This is a genomic window from Lentzea sp. NPDC036955 (assembly GCF_055608005.1).
This window is the reverse complement of sequence record NZ_JBVJRC010000006.1, coordinates 472,162-485,375: the sequence shown is the minus strand read 5'-3', so window position 1 is coordinate 485,375 and position 13,214 is coordinate 472,162. Positions and strand designations below refer to the sequence as shown.

13 protein-coding genes and 1 pseudogene are annotated in these 13,214 nt (G+C 71.2%); 6 read left to right on the top strand and 8 right to left on the bottom strand.

Translation table 11 applies throughout. The features are described from left to right. Positions 1–29: 29 nt before the first annotated feature. On the top strand, positions 30–836 hold the full coding sequence (locus ACZ7CF_RS22845) for a class I SAM-dependent methyltransferase (protein WP_470370508.1): 807 nt from the start codon (positions 30–32) through the stop codon (positions 834–836). On the opposite strand, the gene hsaB is transcribed toward ACZ7CF_RS22845, so the two are convergent. The 8 genes and pseudogenes from hsaB to ACZ7CF_RS22805 all read right to left on the bottom strand — a co-directional run bounded on the left by hsaB (position 822) and on the right by ACZ7CF_RS22805 (position 8,361). Continuing rightward, entirely contained in the window at positions 822–1,391 is a 570-nt protein-coding gene (hsaB, locus tag ACZ7CF_RS22840; protein ID WP_458431897.1) for a 3-hydroxy-9,10-secoandrosta-1,3,5(10)-triene-9,17-dione monooxygenase reductase subunit, read from the bottom strand. The two genes, ACZ7CF_RS22845 and hsaB, sit on opposite strands and share 15 nt — an antisense overlap. Further along, positions 1,355–2,257, bottom strand: coding sequence for an iron-dependent extradiol dioxygenase HsaC (hsaC, locus tag ACZ7CF_RS22835; RefSeq protein WP_470370507.1), 903 nt, complete (start codon positions 2,255–2,257; stop codon positions 1,355–1,357). Before hsaC ends, hsaB begins: the two co-directional genes overlap by 37 nt. Next, positions 2,257–3,090, bottom strand: a pseudogene (gene hsaD / locus ACZ7CF_RS22830) (4,5:9,10-diseco-3-hydroxy-5,9,17-trioxoandrosta-1(10),2-diene-4-oate hydrolase); the annotation flags it as partial. The pseudogene hsaD and the gene hsaC, both read right to left, overlap by 1 nt. Position 3,091: 1 nt before the next feature. After that, on the bottom strand, positions 3,092–4,258 hold the full coding sequence (gene hsaA / locus ACZ7CF_RS22825; protein WP_470370506.1) for a 3-hydroxy-9,10-secoandrosta-1,3,5(10)-triene-9,17-dione monooxygenase oxygenase subunit: 1,167 nt from the start codon (positions 4,256–4,258) through the stop codon (positions 3,092–3,094). Continuing rightward, complete coding sequence (gene dmpG / locus ACZ7CF_RS22820) at positions 4,255–5,265, bottom strand: 4-hydroxy-2-oxovalerate aldolase (RefSeq protein WP_458431895.1); 1,011 nt, start codon at positions 5,263–5,265, stop codon at positions 4,255–4,257. Before dmpG ends, hsaA begins: the two co-directional genes overlap by 4 nt. Then, the gene (locus ACZ7CF_RS22815; protein ID WP_470370505.1) at positions 5,231–6,109 is read right to left on the bottom strand and encodes an acetaldehyde dehydrogenase (acetylating); all 879 of its coding nucleotides are present in this window, start codon (positions 6,107–6,109) and stop codon (positions 5,231–5,233) included. Before ACZ7CF_RS22815 ends, dmpG begins: the two co-directional genes overlap by 35 nt. Before the next feature lie 9 nt (positions 6,110–6,118). Further along, positions 6,119–6,880 (bottom strand): 2-keto-4-pentenoate hydratase, encoded by a 762-nt coding sequence (locus ACZ7CF_RS22810; RefSeq protein ID WP_458434386.1) that lies wholly within the window; start codon positions 6,878–6,880, stop codon positions 6,119–6,121. Between the two features lie 2 nt (positions 6,881–6,882). Next, complete coding sequence (locus ACZ7CF_RS22805) at positions 6,883–8,361, bottom strand: FAD-binding protein (protein ID WP_470370504.1); 1,479 nt, start codon at positions 8,359–8,361, stop codon at positions 6,883–6,885. A 113-nt stretch (positions 8,362–8,474) separates the two neighbouring features. Here ACZ7CF_RS22805 and ACZ7CF_RS22800 point away from each other — a divergent pair, with 113 nt between their 5' ends. Genes ACZ7CF_RS22800 through ACZ7CF_RS22780 form a run of 5 tightly spaced genes read left to right on the top strand, consistent with a single transcriptional unit; the run spans position 8,475 to position 13,208 of the window. Beyond that, positions 8,475–10,052 carry an FAD-dependent oxidoreductase gene (locus tag ACZ7CF_RS22800; protein WP_470370503.1) on the top strand — a complete coding sequence of 526 codons (1,578 nt, stop codon included), beginning with the start codon at positions 8,475–8,477 and terminating at the stop codon, positions 10,050–10,052. Then, positions 10,052–11,182, top strand: a complete 1,131-nt coding sequence (locus ACZ7CF_RS22795) for a Rieske 2Fe-2S domain-containing protein (RefSeq protein WP_470370502.1) — start codon at positions 10,052–10,054, stop codon at positions 11,180–11,182. The genes ACZ7CF_RS22800 and ACZ7CF_RS22795 overlap by 1 nt, the downstream gene beginning before the upstream one ends. Further along, positions 11,179–11,415 carry a hypothetical protein gene (locus tag ACZ7CF_RS22790; RefSeq protein WP_470370501.1) on the top strand — a complete coding sequence of 79 codons (237 nt, stop codon included), beginning with the start codon at positions 11,179–11,181 and terminating at the stop codon, positions 11,413–11,415. Before ACZ7CF_RS22795 ends, ACZ7CF_RS22790 begins: the two co-directional genes overlap by 4 nt. Then, the gene (locus tag ACZ7CF_RS22785; protein ID WP_470370500.1) at positions 11,408–12,370 is read left to right on the top strand and encodes a 2Fe-2S iron-sulfur cluster-binding protein; all 963 of its coding nucleotides are present in this window, start codon (positions 11,408–11,410) and stop codon (positions 12,368–12,370) included. The genes ACZ7CF_RS22790 and ACZ7CF_RS22785 overlap by 8 nt, the downstream gene beginning before the upstream one ends. Positions 12,371–12,380: 10 nt before the next feature. Next, positions 12,381–13,208 carry a MaoC/PaaZ C-terminal domain-containing protein gene (locus ACZ7CF_RS22780; RefSeq protein ID WP_470370499.1) on the top strand — a complete coding sequence of 276 codons (828 nt, stop codon included), beginning with the start codon at positions 12,381–12,383 and terminating at the stop codon, positions 13,206–13,208. Positions 13,209–13,214: the final 6 nt, after the last annotated feature.

Here is a 13,214-nt window from a genome sequence, read left to right as displayed (position 1 = left end):
AAGTCGGCTTGAAGTAGGACGGTAGGAGCATGGCAGAGGTCAACGCCGAGCAGGCGGCGCTGTGGAACACGTCGGGGCAGGGCTGGGCGCGGGTGCAGGACACCGTGGGCCAGATCCTGCGGCCGTTCGAGGAACTGCTGGTCGAGAAGGCGGCGGAGCGGCCGCGCAGGAGGGTGCTCGACGTCGGGTGCGGCACCGGCGGGGTGACGCGGGCGGTCGCCGCGGCCACCGGTGCGGAGTGCGTCGGGGTCGACATCGCCGAGTCGATGGTCGCGGCGGCGCGGGAGCACGGGCAGGCGGAGTTCCTGCTGGCCGACGCGCAGACGCACGTGTTCGAGCAGCGGTTCGACCTGGTCGTGTCGCGGTTCGGCGTGATGTTCTTCGCCGACCCCGGCGCGGCGTTCACGAACCTGCGCACGGCCGTCGAACCGGGTGGTGAGCTGTGCTTCATCACGTGGCGGGCGCAGGAGGAGAACCCGTTCATGCTCACCGGCGACCGCGTGGCGAGGGAGATCCTGCCCGGCATGCCCGCGCGTGACCTGGACGGGCCGGGGCCGTTCTCGCTCGCCGATCCGGCGCGGGTCCGCGAGGTCCTCGACGGCTGGGCGGACGTCGAGGTCACGCCGATCGACCGCACCACCCGGCTGCCCGAGGAGGTGCTGCTGCCGTACCTGACGAACATGGGCCCGGTCAGCCGCGCCCTGCGGGAGGCACCCGAGCGGGACCGCGACCGGATTCTCGACCGGGTGCGCGGCGCGTTCGACGAGTTCGTGCACGACGGCGAGGTCAGCTTCCCGACGGCGACCTGGCGGGTCACGGCGTCAGCTCCACTCTGACTGGCGCTGCCAGGTCAGGAGGGTGTCGAGCACCTCGCCGGACCGGCCGCGCGGGTCGAGGTCGGCCTGCGCGGCGTACCGGCCGCGGTAGAACAGCAACGGTCGTGCGTCGCGTTGCGGTCCGAGCTCGACGACCTCGCCGATCACGACGTAGTGGTCACCGGCCTCGTGCACGGTCGTGACCCGGCAGTCGACCCACGTGAGCGCCCCGCCGAGCACCGGAGCACCGGTGCCCGACGGGGACCACGCGACGCCGGCGAACTTGTCCGCCCCTGCCCGGCCGAACACCGCCGACAGCTCCCGCTGGTCCTCGGCGAGCACGTTCACGCAGAACGCCCCGGCCGGGGACATCGCCGCCCAGCTGCCCGACGTGCGCTGCGGGCAGAACAGCACGAGCGGCGGGTCCAGCGACAACGCCGCGAACGACTGGCAGGCGAACCCCACCGGGCCGGTCGCGGACATGCCCGTCACCACGGTCACGCCGGTGCAGAAGTGCCCCAGGACCGACCGGAAGCGCGCTACCCCCGGTGCCCCACGCTGAAGTCGTGACCCCACAGGCTCACCGCCGTGCTCTCTCGCGCGATCCAGTCCTCATCGGACACCTGCCGTCCCTCGCAGCCGAACTCGACGTCGAACCCGCCGGGTGTCTTCAGGTAGAACGACAGCATCAGGTCGTTGACGTGCCGGCCGAGCGTCGCCGACATCGGCACCTTGCGCCGCAACGCCCGGTCCAGCGTCAGCCCGACGTCGTCGGTGCTCTCCACCTCGATCATCAGGTGCACGATCCCGGACGGGGTGGGCATCGGCAGGAACGCGAGGCTGTGGTGGCGCGGGTTGCAGCCGAAGAACCGCAGCCACGCCGGTGGCCCGTCGGCGGGCCTGCCGACGAACTGCGGGGGCAGCCGCATCGAGTCGCGCAGCCGGAACCCGAGCACGTCGCGGTAGAAGTGCAGCGCGGCCTCGTCGTCCGAGGTGGACAGCACGACGTGGCCGAGGCCCTGGTCCTCGGTGACGAACCGGTGCCCGTACGGGGACACCACCCGCCGGTGCTCCAGGGCGGCGCCGTGGAACACCTCCAGCGTGTTGCCGGACGGGTCCTCGAACTTGACCATCCCGGTGACCCGGCGTTCGGCGAGCTCCTCGGCCGTGCCCTCGACGACCGCGACGCCCGCGGACGCCAGGCGTTTCGCGACCTCGTCCAACTCGGCCTCGGTCGCGACCTCCCAGCCGGAGGCGAGCAACCGGTCGGCCGCACCGGGCACGATCACCAGCCGGGCCGGGAAGTCGTCCATCCGGAAGTACAGCGCGCCCTCGGTCGAGCCCTTGCCCTCCACGAGCCCGAGCACCTTCAACCCGAACTCGCGCCACCGGCCGATGTCGGTGGCCTCGATCCGCAGGTAGCCCAGCGATCGGATGCCCATCACGTCTCCAAGAGGAAGTCTGCCGCGAGCCGGTTGAACTCGTCGAACTTCTCCAGCTGCGCCCAGTGCCCGCACCCGCCGAACACGTGCAGCTGTGCGCGTGGGATCAGCTTCAACGCGACAAGGGCGCCGTCGAGCGGGTTGACCCGGTCCTCGCGGCCCCACACGAGCAGCACCCGTTGGCGCAGCCTGTGGGCCTCGCGCCAGAGCATGCCCTGCTCGAAGTCCGGTCCGGAGAACGACTTCCCCATCGCGACCATGGCTTTCAGCGACTCCGGCCGGGACGCGGCGGCGAACCGTTCGTCGATCAGCTCGTCGGTGATCAGCGACTGGTCGAACACCATGATCCGCAGGAACTCCTCGATCCGCTCCCGCGTCGGGTCCTTGGCGAACGCGCTGAGCTTGCGCACGCCCTCGGTCGGGTCGGGTGCGAAGACGTTGAGCGACAGGCCACCCGGTCCCATCAGGACCAGCCGTCCGGCGCGTTTCGGGTGGTCCAGTGCGAACCGCACGGCCGTGCCGCCGCCGAGTGAGTTGCCGAGGAGGTGTGCCTTCTCCACCCCGAGGTCGTCGAGCAGCCCGCGCAGCGCCTCGGCGGCGTGGGCGAAGTACTGGCCGTGCTCGGTCGGCTTCTCCGACTCACCGAACCCCGGCTGGTCCACCGCCAGCACCCGGAACGACTTGGCGAGCACCGGGATGGTGCGGCCGAAGTTGCTCAGCGCCGACGCACCCGGCCCGCCGCCGTGCAGCAGCACCAGCGTCTCGGCGTGGTCGGCGCCGGCCTCGTGGTAGTGCAACCGAACCATGTCTCTCCTCTGCAGCTTCCCGTTGCGGTCAGAACAGGCCGTCGCGGACTGGGATGCCGAGCTCGTTCTTGCCGAACATCACCAGCGAGCGCTCCGGGTCGTTGGCCGCGTGCACCCGTGCGGCGTGGGCGTCACGCCAGAACCGGGGCAACGGCAGGTTCGCGTTGATCGCCTTGCCGCCCGCGCTCTCGAAGAGCCGGTCGATCGCGGAGAGGGCCCGCGCGCTGCCCAGCACCTGGTCCCTGCGCGCCCGCAGGCGCAGCTCGACCGGAATCCTCGTGCCGGCGACGGCGTGCTCCCACTCGTCGTCGACGTCCTTCTCGAGCTGCCACCACGCGGTGTCGATGTCGTTGGCCGCCGTGGCGATCCGGACCTGCGCGAACGGGTCGTCGACGGCCTTCTCGCCCAGGTAGGCGGCACGGACGCGCTCGCGCGTGGCGTTGACGTGCAGCTCGTACGCGCCGGCCGCCATGCCGATCATCGGCGCGGTGATCGCGTACGGGTGGATCGTCCCGTACGGCATGCGGAACAACGGTCCGGGGTTCACCTCCTGGCCGGGGCACTGGCACCGCGCGGTGTGCGCCATGCTCAGCGTGCGGTGCTCGGGCACGAACACGTCGGACACCACGATGTCGTTGCTGCCCGTGCCGCGCAGGCCGACCGTGTCCCACACGTCGTTGATCGTGTAGTCGGCGATCGGCAGCAGGAACGTGCGGAAGTCGACGGGCTTTCCCTCGTCGTTCATCACCAGTCCGCCGAGCAGCACCCACGTGGCGTGGTCGCAGCCCGAGGAGAAGCTCCACCTGCCGCTGAACCGGAACCCGCCCTCCACGGCGGTCGCCCTGCCGGTCGGTGCGTAGGAGGAGGAGATGCGGGTGTCCTGGTCCTCGCCGAACACCTCGTCCTGCGCCTTCACGTCGAACAGCCCGACGTGCCACGGGTGCACGCCCAGCACGGACGAGACCCAGCCCGTGGACCCGCAGGCGCTCGCGATCATCTTGACCGCGGTGTAGAACGCGACCGGGTGCGTCTCGAACCCGCCGCAGCGCACGGGTTGCAGCATCCGGAAGAACCCGGTCTCCTGCAACGCCTTCACCGACTCCGGCGGCACCCTGCGCAGCTGTTCGGTCTCCGCCGCGCGCTCGCGCAGCGCGGGCAGCAGCTCCCGCACCTTGCCGAGGATCTCCTCGCTCATCGAACCTCCTCCCTGCTCAGCTCCAGTGCGATGTCGATCAGCTGGTCCTCCTGGCCACCCACGAGCTCGCGCCGACCGGCGCGCACGAGCAGCTCCGCGCCGGACACGCCGTAGCGCTCCGCCTGGGTGTAGGCGTGCTTGAGGAAGCTGGAGTAGACGCCCGCGTACCCCATCATCAGCGCCATCCGGTCGAGCAGGCACTCCTCGGGCATCACCGGCCGCACGACGTCCTCGGCCGCGTCGACGATCTTGAAGAAGTCGACGCCGGTGGTGAACCCGAGCTTGTCGCAGACGCCGACGAACGCCTCCAGCGGCGTGTTGCCCGCTCCCGCGCCGAACCCGCGCACGCTGCCGTCGATCTGCTTCGCGCCCGCCCGTGCCGCGGCGACCGAGTTCGCCACGCTCAGCCCGAGGTTCTCGTGCCCGTGGAACCCGACCTGCGCGTCGTCCCCCAGCTCCGCCACCAGCGCGGCCACCCGGTCGGACACCTGTTCCAGCACCAGCGCGCCGGCCGAGTCGACCACGTAGACGCACTGGCACCCGGCGTCGGCCATGATCCTCGCTTGACGTGCCAACGCCTCCGGTGGCCGCGAGTGCGCCATCATCAGGAACCCGACGGTCTCCAGCCCGCGTTCGCGGGCGAGCTGGAAGTGCTGCACCGACACGTCGGCCTCGGTGCAGTGGGTGGCGATCCGCACGATCGACGCGCCGTTGTCCTGCGACACCAGGATGTCGTCCTTGACGCCGACGCCCGGCAGCATCAGCACGGCGATCCTGGCCTGCCGGGCCGTGGCCACCGCGGTCTTGATCAGCTCCTGCTCCGGTGTGCGGCTGAAGCCGTAGGTGAACGACGACCCGCCCAGCCCGTCGCCGTGGGTGACCTCGATGACCGGCACCCCGGCGTCGTCGAGCGCGCCGACGATCGAGCGCACGTCGTCGACGGTGAACCGGTGGCGCTTGTGGTGCGAGCCGTCACGCAGAGACGTGTCGGTCAGCCGCAACTGCATCGGCGATCTCCTCCCCCACCTTGGTCGCGGCGGCCGTCATGATGTCGAGGTTCCCGGCGTAGGGCGGCAGGAAGTCGCCCGCTCCCGCGACCTCGACGAAGATCGCGACGCGGCCGGGGTCGTACTGCGGCTCGCGCAGCAGCCGGAACCCCGGGACGTACGCGCGGAGGTCGGTCTCCATCCGGGTGATCGAGTCGGTGATCGGGTCCGGGTCGGCGTCCTCGGGGATCGCGCAGAAGACGGTGTCGCGCATGATCATCGGCGGGTCGGCCGGGTTGAGCACGATGATCGCCTTGCCGCGGCCGGCGCCGCCGATCGTCTCGATGCCGCGGCTGGTGGTGCGGGTGAACTCGTCGATGTTCGCGCGTGTGCCCGGTCCGGCCGACACCGACGCGACGCTGGCGACGATCTCCGCGTACTCGACCGGCACGACCCGCGACACGGCGTGCACCACCGGGATCGTGGCCTGGCCGCCGCAGGTGATCAGGTTGACGTTCGGTGCGCCGAGGTGTTCGCGCAGGTTGACCGGCGGCACCACGTACGGGCCGACCGCGGCGGGGGTCAGGTCGACGGCCCGGATGCCGGCCTCGGCGTAGCGCGGGGCGTTGGCCCGGTGCACCGCGGCCGAGGTCGCCTCGAACACGACGTCGGGCAGCTCGTCCTGGCGCAGCAACCAGTCCACGCCCTCGGCCGTGGCCTCCAGACCCGCCTCGCGCGCTCGCCGCAGGCCCTCGCTGGACGGGTCGACGCCCACCATCCAGCGGGGTTCCAGCGTCGGTGAGCGCAGGAGCTTGTAGAGCAGGTCGGTGCCGATGTTGCCGGACCCGACGATGGCCGCCTTCACCCGTTCACCTCACTCGAACTTCAGGTCGACAGAACCGAGTCCGGCGAACTCGGCGCGGAACTCGTCTCCCGGTTTCGCGTCGAACGCCCGCGTGCACGAGCCGGGCAGCACGATGTCGCCGGCCAGCAGCCGCACACCGAACGTGGCCACTTTCTGCGCGAGCCACGCCACCGCGATCGCCGGATCACCCAGCACCGCGTCACCACGGCCTTGGGCAACCGGCTCCCCGTTGCGCGCCAGGGTCGCCTCGACGCCGCGGATGTCCACATCGGACGGCCGCACGCGTTCGCCGCCCAGGACGAACGCCGCGGAGGAGGCGTTGTCGGCGATGGTGTCGGGGAGCGTGATCCGCCAGTCGGCGATGCGGCTGTCGATCAGCTCGATCGCGGGTGCCACGAACTCGGTGGCGGCGAGCACGTCCGCGACCGTGCAGCCCTCGCCGGGCAGGTCGTGGCCGAGCAGGAACGCGATCTCCACCTCGACCCGCGGGTACAGGTACGCCGAGGCGTCCGCGGTGCCGTGCAGCTGCATGTCGTCGAGCAGGTGCCCGTAGTCGGGTTCGTCCACGCCCATCATCTGCTGCATCGCCGGCGACGACAGGCCGACCTTGTGGCCGATGACGTCGCGGTTGCGGTGCCGCACGTTGAGCAGCTGGATCTCGTAGGCGTCGACCACGTCGATGTCCGGGTACAGCTCCACCAGCGGTGTGATCGGCACGCGCTCGCGTTCGGCGGTGCGCAGCAGCTGTGCGGCCGCCGCCCTCTTCTCCATCGTCAGCACCGGTCCTCCTTCGCCACGTGGTGGCCGGCGCGCCGGCCGGAGAAGACGCAGTCGGCGAGCGCGAGGCCGCTGACGTACGACTCCGAGCACACCCCGACCGCGGATCGGCCCGCCGCGTACAGGCCGCGCACCCCCTGCACCGCACCGGTCTGCTCGTCGACGACCAAGCCGCCGAGGGTGAGCATCGGGCAGGGGTAACCGAAGCCGCGCCGGAAGGAGTCGAACCGCACCGAGACGTCGATCAGCGAGTACGGTGGCCGCCCGAACGGTTCGACCTGCGGTGCCCTGATGCCCGCCTTCTCGGCGGCGGCCTCGATCGTCGGCGCGGTGACGAGGCCGCGGGAGAGCAGGTAGAGGGCCTGGAAGCGCTGGAAGCGCGCGGTCTGCGTGCCGACCTGGGCCTTGGCGACGCTCAGCGTGTCGTCGTCGACGAGCAGCCACGCCTTGCCGTCGCGCCGGATGATCTCGTCGCCGATCGCCGCGCCGTAGCGGGTGGCGTCGCCGAACGGCTGACCGTCGATGTCGACGAGGATGCCGCGTTGCAACGCGCTGGGCGGCGTGACGAACCGCCACACCGAGATCTTGTCCAGCCGGTCGGTCGTGCCACCGGCGGCGGTGCCGAGCCGGATGCCGCTGCCGTCGTCACCGGGGGTGCCCAGGGCGAGACCGCCGCGGTGGGCCGGTGCGTGGTCGCGCAGCATCGCCCGGTTCGCGATGAACCCGCCGGCGGCGATGACGACGCCGCGCCGGGCGTGCACCGTCAGCTCACGGCCGAACCGGCGTTCCACGGCCGCCGCGACCCGGTGCAGTGCGCGCCCGAGCGGTGGGAGGTAGAGCCACGGCTTGGCCGCGGCCCTCGACAACGCCCGGTGCAGCGCTCGGGGCGGGCCGGTCAGCGTCCGGCACCGCACGCCGGTCACCCGGTCGGCCACGACGAGCTCCACGGCCCGCGTCTGGGTCATGACCCGCACCCCCGCTCGCCGGGTGGCCTCGGCGAGCCGGGCGAAGAAGACGCTCCCGGACGTGCCCTTCGCCCTGGTCCGGTGCCCGCGCGGCACCGGGTCGGGCCAGGCGGTCTCGCTGCCGGAGAAGTAGAGGTGGTAGTCGTCGGTCGGGTAGGAGGTCTTGAACGGGCACAGCCGCGCGCCGAACGGCACGCCCTGGTCCTCCAGCCAGGCCAGCATCTTCGCGCTGTCCCGGCAGAACCGGCGCAGTGTCTCGTCCGACACCGCGTCGCGGACCTCGTGCCTGAGGTAGGCGTGCATCGACTCGGGCGTGTCGGCGACCCCGGCCTCGACCTGCTGGCGCGTGCCACCACCGGCGTAGACGACCCCGCCGGACAACGCCGTCGCGCCACCGCCGGCGAACCGGTCCAGCACCACCACGGACGCACCGGAGGCCGCGGCTTCGAGCGCGGCGCACGCACCGGCGGCGCCGAAGCCGGCGACGACCACGTCAGCGGTGACCTCCACGCAACCCTCCCGGAACACGTTCTTGGTGATCCGAACCGCCTGGAACTCCTACACCATAGCGCCAAACCGCCCCAGAACTATAACCTGTTCTAGTCTCTACTCCGGAGGTGCGGATGTACGACGTGATCGTCGTCGGCAGCGGCGCGGCGGGCATGACCACCGCCCTGTGCACGGCCCACCGGGGACTGCGCACCCTGGTCGTCGAGAAGGCGGCGCGCTTCGGCGGCTCGACCGCCCGGTCCGGCGGCGGCATCTGGGTGCCGAACAACCCCGTCCTCGCCGAGGCCGGTGTGCGGGACACGCCCGAGGACGCCTCCGCCTACCTCGCGCACATCGCCGGTGACGTGCCGGCCGAGCTGCGGGAGGCGTTCCTCGACGCCGGTCCCGCGATGCTCGGGTTCGTGTGCGCGCACACGCCGTTGCGGTTCCGCTGGGTGCGCGGCTATCCCGACTACTACCCGGAGGCACCCGGCGGCCGTCCGCGCGGGCGGTCGGTCGAGCCGGTGCCGATGAGGGCGGACGTCCTCGGCGCCGAGCTGGAGCACCTCGAACCGCCGTACGTGCCGACCCCGGCCGGAATCGTGATCACCCAGGTCGACTACCGGTGGCTCACCCTGGCCGCCCGCCACCCGCGCGGGGTGCTCACCGCGGCCAAACTGGTCGCGCAGCGGTTCACACCGGGCCGGAGGCTCGCGATGGGCCAGGCGCTGGCCGCCGGGCTGCGTGCGGGCCTGACGGCGTTGGACGTCGAGGTCAGGCTCAACACCGCGCTGACCGACCTGCACTTCGAGAACGGCCGGGTCGCCGGCATCCGCGTGGGCGACGAGCTGATTCAGGCTCCGCACGTCGTGCTCACCTCCGGTGGGTTCGAGCACAACGAGCAGCTGCGCAAGCAGCACCAGGACATCGGTACCGAGTGGACGGTCGGCGCGCGGGCCAACACCGGTGACGGCATCGAGGCCGGGCTGCGCGCGGGCGCGGCCGTGGGTCTGATGGACGACGCCTGGTGGGGGCCGGCGGTCCCGTTGCCGCGCGGGCCGTTCTTCCTGCTCGCCGAACGCGCGCTGCCGGGGTGTGTGCTGGTCGACGGGTCCGGCCGGCGCTTCGTCAACGAGGCGGCGCCCTACATCGACGTGGTCAAGGCGATGACCGGGACGACCTGGCTGGTGTTCGACCAGACCTACCGCAACCGCTACCCGTTCGCGGGCTTCCCGCCCCGCCGGCCGTTGCCCCGGCGGTGGGACGAGGTCGTGCTCAATGCCCCCAGCCTCGACGAGCTGGGTGCGAAAGCGGGACTCCCCGGCCTCGCCGACACGGTCACGCGGTTCAACACCTTCAACGGCACCGACCCCGACTTCGGCTGCGGTGACAGCGCCTACGACCGCTACTACGGCGACCCGCGCGTCCACCCGAACCCGTGCCTCGCGCCGCTGCTCACGCCGCCGTTCCACGCGGCCAGGATCGTCCCCGGCGACCTGGGCACCAAGGGCGGGCTGCGCACCGACGCGCACGCGCGGGTGCTGCGCGAGGACGGTTCGGTGATCGACGGCCTGTACGCGGCGGGCAACGCGAGCGCGTCGGTCATGGGTCACACCTACGCGGGCGCGGGCGCCACCCTCGGACCGGCGATGACCTTCGGGTACCTGGCCGGACTCGACATCTCCAGCCAAGACCACCGTGGAGGCATGTGATGACGCAGGACTCCGTGCGTTCGATCGACACCGGCGCGCCTCCCGCGCGGTTCGCGCGCGGCTGGCACTGCCTGGGCCTGGCCGACACCTTCCGCGACGGGCAGCCGCACGCCGTCGAGGCGTTCGGCACGAAGCTCGTGGTGTTCCAGGGCGAGGACGGCACGCTCAACGTGCTCGACGGGTACTGCCGGCACATGGGCGGTGACCTCACCCGGGGCACGGTGAAGGGCAGCACCATCGCGTGCCCGTTCCACGACTGGCGCTGGGCGGGCAACGGCCGGTGCGTCGAGATCCCCTACGCCAAGCGGGTTCCGCTGCGGGCCCGCACCCGGTCGTGGACCACGCTGGAGGAGAACAGGCAGCTGTTCGTGTGGAACGACCCGCAGGGCAACCCGCCGCCCGAGCACGTGACGATCCCGCGGATCGAGCAGGCGTTCAGCGGTGAGTGGAGCAACTGGACGTGGGACTCGGTCGTGATCGAGAACGCGAACTGCCGCGAGATCATCGACAACGTCGTCGACATGGCCCACTTCTTCTACATCCACTTCGCGTTCCCGACGTACTTCAAGAACGTGATGGAGGGCCACATCGCCTCGCAGTACCTGACCACGCGCGGGCGGCCGGACGTGGCGATGGCGTCGAACTACACCGGTGAGGTCGAGGTGCGCTCGGAGGCCTCGTACTACGGACCGTCGTACATGATCGACTACCTGTGGAACGACTACAGGGGCATCGAGATCGAGACGGTGCTGATCAACTGCCACTACCCGATCACGCCGAACTCGTTCCGGCTGCAGTGGGGCGCGATCGTGAAGAAGCTGCCGGGTGTGTCGGACGAGCACGCGGACAAGATCGCCCGCAAGTTCGCGCGCGGCATCGGCGCGGGGTTCCTGCAGGACGTGGAGATCTGGCAGAACAAGACGCGGGTCGACAACCCGCTGCTGTGCGAGGAGGACGGGCCGGTCTACCAGTTGCGGCGCTGGTACGAGCAGTTCTACGTGGACGTCGAGGACGTCACCGACGACATGGTGCGGCGGTTCGAGTTCGAGGTCGACACGAGCAGGGCGGTCGAGGTGTGGGAGAGGGAGGTCGCCGAGAACCTCGCCCGCCGGCAGCCGACGAGCTCATGAGCGAGCGCGACGAGTTCCTGTCCGGCGGCATGGTGCCGGTGACGTGCGACTGCGGGAACCGGGTGCTGGTGAAGAAGAACAGCCCCCGGCACACCAGCGTGCAGTGGCTCGCCGACACCAGCGCGTGCCCGGAGCTGGGACCGCGGGCGCCGTTGGTGCGTACGTGCCTGCGGTTGCGCGACGGCATCGAGAAGGCCGTGCGCGACGGGACGGTGGAGGTCGCCGATGGCTGAGGTGCACCGGTTGCGCGTCGAGTCGGTCATCGAGGAGACGCACGACGCGCGGTCGTTCGTGCTGTCGGGGGCGTCTTTCGAGCCCAGGCCGGGTCAGTTCCTGACCGTGCGGGCGGGTGAGGTGGCGCGGTGCTACTCGCTGTCGAGCGCACCCGGTGAACCGTTGAAGATCACGGTCAAGCGCACGCCGGACGGGTGCGGGTCGGTGTGGATGTGCTCCGAGCTGCGCACCGGGATGGAGCTGGACGTGCTGGCACCGGCCGGGGTGTTCACGCCGCGGTCGCTGGACTCCTCGGTGCTGGCGTTCGCGGCGGGCAGCGGGATCACGCCGGTGATGTCGATCATCCGGGCGGTGCTGTCCGGCGGGACCGGGTCGGTGTTCCTGTTCTACGCCAACCGGGACGCGGAGTCGGTGATCTTCGCCCGCGAGCTGGACCGGTTGTCGCGGGAGTTCCCGGAGCGGTTGGCGGTGGTGCACTGGCTGGAGTCGGTGCAGGGGCTGCCGCACGGGCTGCGGGCGTTCGTGCGTCCGTGCGACGAGGCGTTCGTGTGCGGGCCGGCACCGTTCATGGAGGCGGCCCGCACGGCGTTGCACGACGTTCCGGTGGTGCACGTCGAGAAGTTCGTGTCGCTGTCGGGTGATCCGTTCGCCGAGTCCGTGCCGGTGGTGGACGACCGGCCGGACGCGCAGGTCGAGGTGTCGCTGGACGGGGAGACCCACCGCTTCGCCTGGCCGGCCCGGATGAAGCTGCTGGACCTGTTGCTGGAGAAGGGGTTGGACGCGCCGTTCTCGTGCCGGGAGGGTGCGTGCGGCGCGTGCGCGTGCCGGTTGGTCTCCGGCGAGGTCAAGATGCTCGGCAACGACGTGCTCGACTCCGGCGACATCGCCGACGGGATCGTCCTGGCGTGCCAGTCGGTTCCGGTCACCGACGCGGTGACGATCACCTACGAGTGAAGGGCGTGCGATGCCGATCGATCCGGCTGTTGCGGTGGGGGCGGAACTGCCCGAGCTGAAGTTCTCCTGGACGTCGTCGGACGTGCTGCTCTACCACCTGGCGCTGGGTGCGACCGAGCTGCGGTACGTCTACGAGGAGGGGCTGGCGGTCCTGCCGACGTTCGGGGTGGTGGCGCCGCGGTTCCACGAGACCGCGCCGCCGGTGGTGTCGTTCCCCGGTGTGGACGTCGACCTGGCGCGCGTCTTGCACGGCACGCAGGAGATCACCGCGCACGGGCCGATCCCCGCCGAGGGCCAGGCGGTGCTGCGGACGCGGATCACCGACGTGTGGGACAAGGGCACGGCGGCGGTGATCGTGCAGGAGTCGACCGCCGTGGCACCGGACGGAACGGTGCTCTACACGACCCGGTCGAGCATCTTCGCCCGCGGCGAGGGCGGTTTCGGTGGTGAGCGCGGGCCGTCGAACCGGGTCGAGCTGCCCGGCCGCGAACCCGACGCGGTGATCGAGACGCCGACGTTGCCGCAGCAGGCCCACCTGTACCGGTTGTGCGGGGACCGCAACCCGTTGCACGCCGATCCCGGGTTCGCCCGTGCGGCCGGGTTCGACCGGCCGATCCTGCACGGCCTGTGCACCTACGGCGTGGTGTGCAAGGCGGTGGTCGACGCGTTCTTGGACGGGCCGGAGCAGGTGGTGTCGTTCGGGGCGAGGTTCGCGGGCGTGGTGTTCCCCGGTGAGACGTTGCGGACGTCGGTGTGGCGGGACGGCTCCCGCCTGGTGCTGACCACCTCTTCCGCGGACCGTCCCGTGCTCGCCGACGCGGTGCTGCTGAGCCGTTGACCCGGC

Excerpts from the sequence above, each read along its gene's own strand:
- ACZ7CF_RS22845 (WP_470370508.1), top strand. The coding sequence starts at position 30 with ATGGCAGAGGTCAACGCCGAGCAGGCGGCGCTGTGGAACACGTCGGGG.
- hsaC (WP_470370507.1), bottom strand. The coding sequence starts at position 2,257 with ATGGGCATCCGATCGCTGGGCTACCTGCGGATCGAGGCCACCGACATC.
- hsaA (WP_470370506.1), bottom strand. The coding sequence starts at position 4,258 with ATGAGCGAGGAGATCCTCGGCAAGGTGCGGGAGCTGCTGCCCGCGCTG.
- dmpG (WP_458431895.1), bottom strand. The coding sequence starts at position 5,265 with ATGCAGTTGCGGCTGACCGACACGTCTCTGCGTGACGGCTCGCACCAC.
- ACZ7CF_RS22810 (WP_458434386.1), bottom strand. The coding sequence starts at position 6,880 with ATGGAGAAGAGGGCGGCGGCCGCACAGCTGCTGCGCACCGCCGAACGC.
- ACZ7CF_RS22800 (WP_470370503.1), top strand. The coding sequence starts at position 8,475 with ATGTACGACGTGATCGTCGTCGGCAGCGGCGCGGCGGGCATGACCACC.
- ACZ7CF_RS22795 (WP_470370502.1), top strand. The coding sequence starts at position 10,052 with ATGACGCAGGACTCCGTGCGTTCGATCGACACCGGCGCGCCTCCCGCG.
- ACZ7CF_RS22790 (WP_470370501.1), top strand. The coding sequence starts at position 11,179 with ATGAGCGAGCGCGACGAGTTCCTGTCCGGCGGCATGGTGCCGGTGACG.
- ACZ7CF_RS22785 (WP_470370500.1), top strand. The coding sequence starts at position 11,408 with ATGGCTGAGGTGCACCGGTTGCGCGTCGAGTCGGTCATCGAGGAGACG.
- ACZ7CF_RS22780 (WP_470370499.1), top strand. The coding sequence starts at position 12,381 with ATGCCGATCGATCCGGCTGTTGCGGTGGGGGCGGAACTGCCCGAGCTG.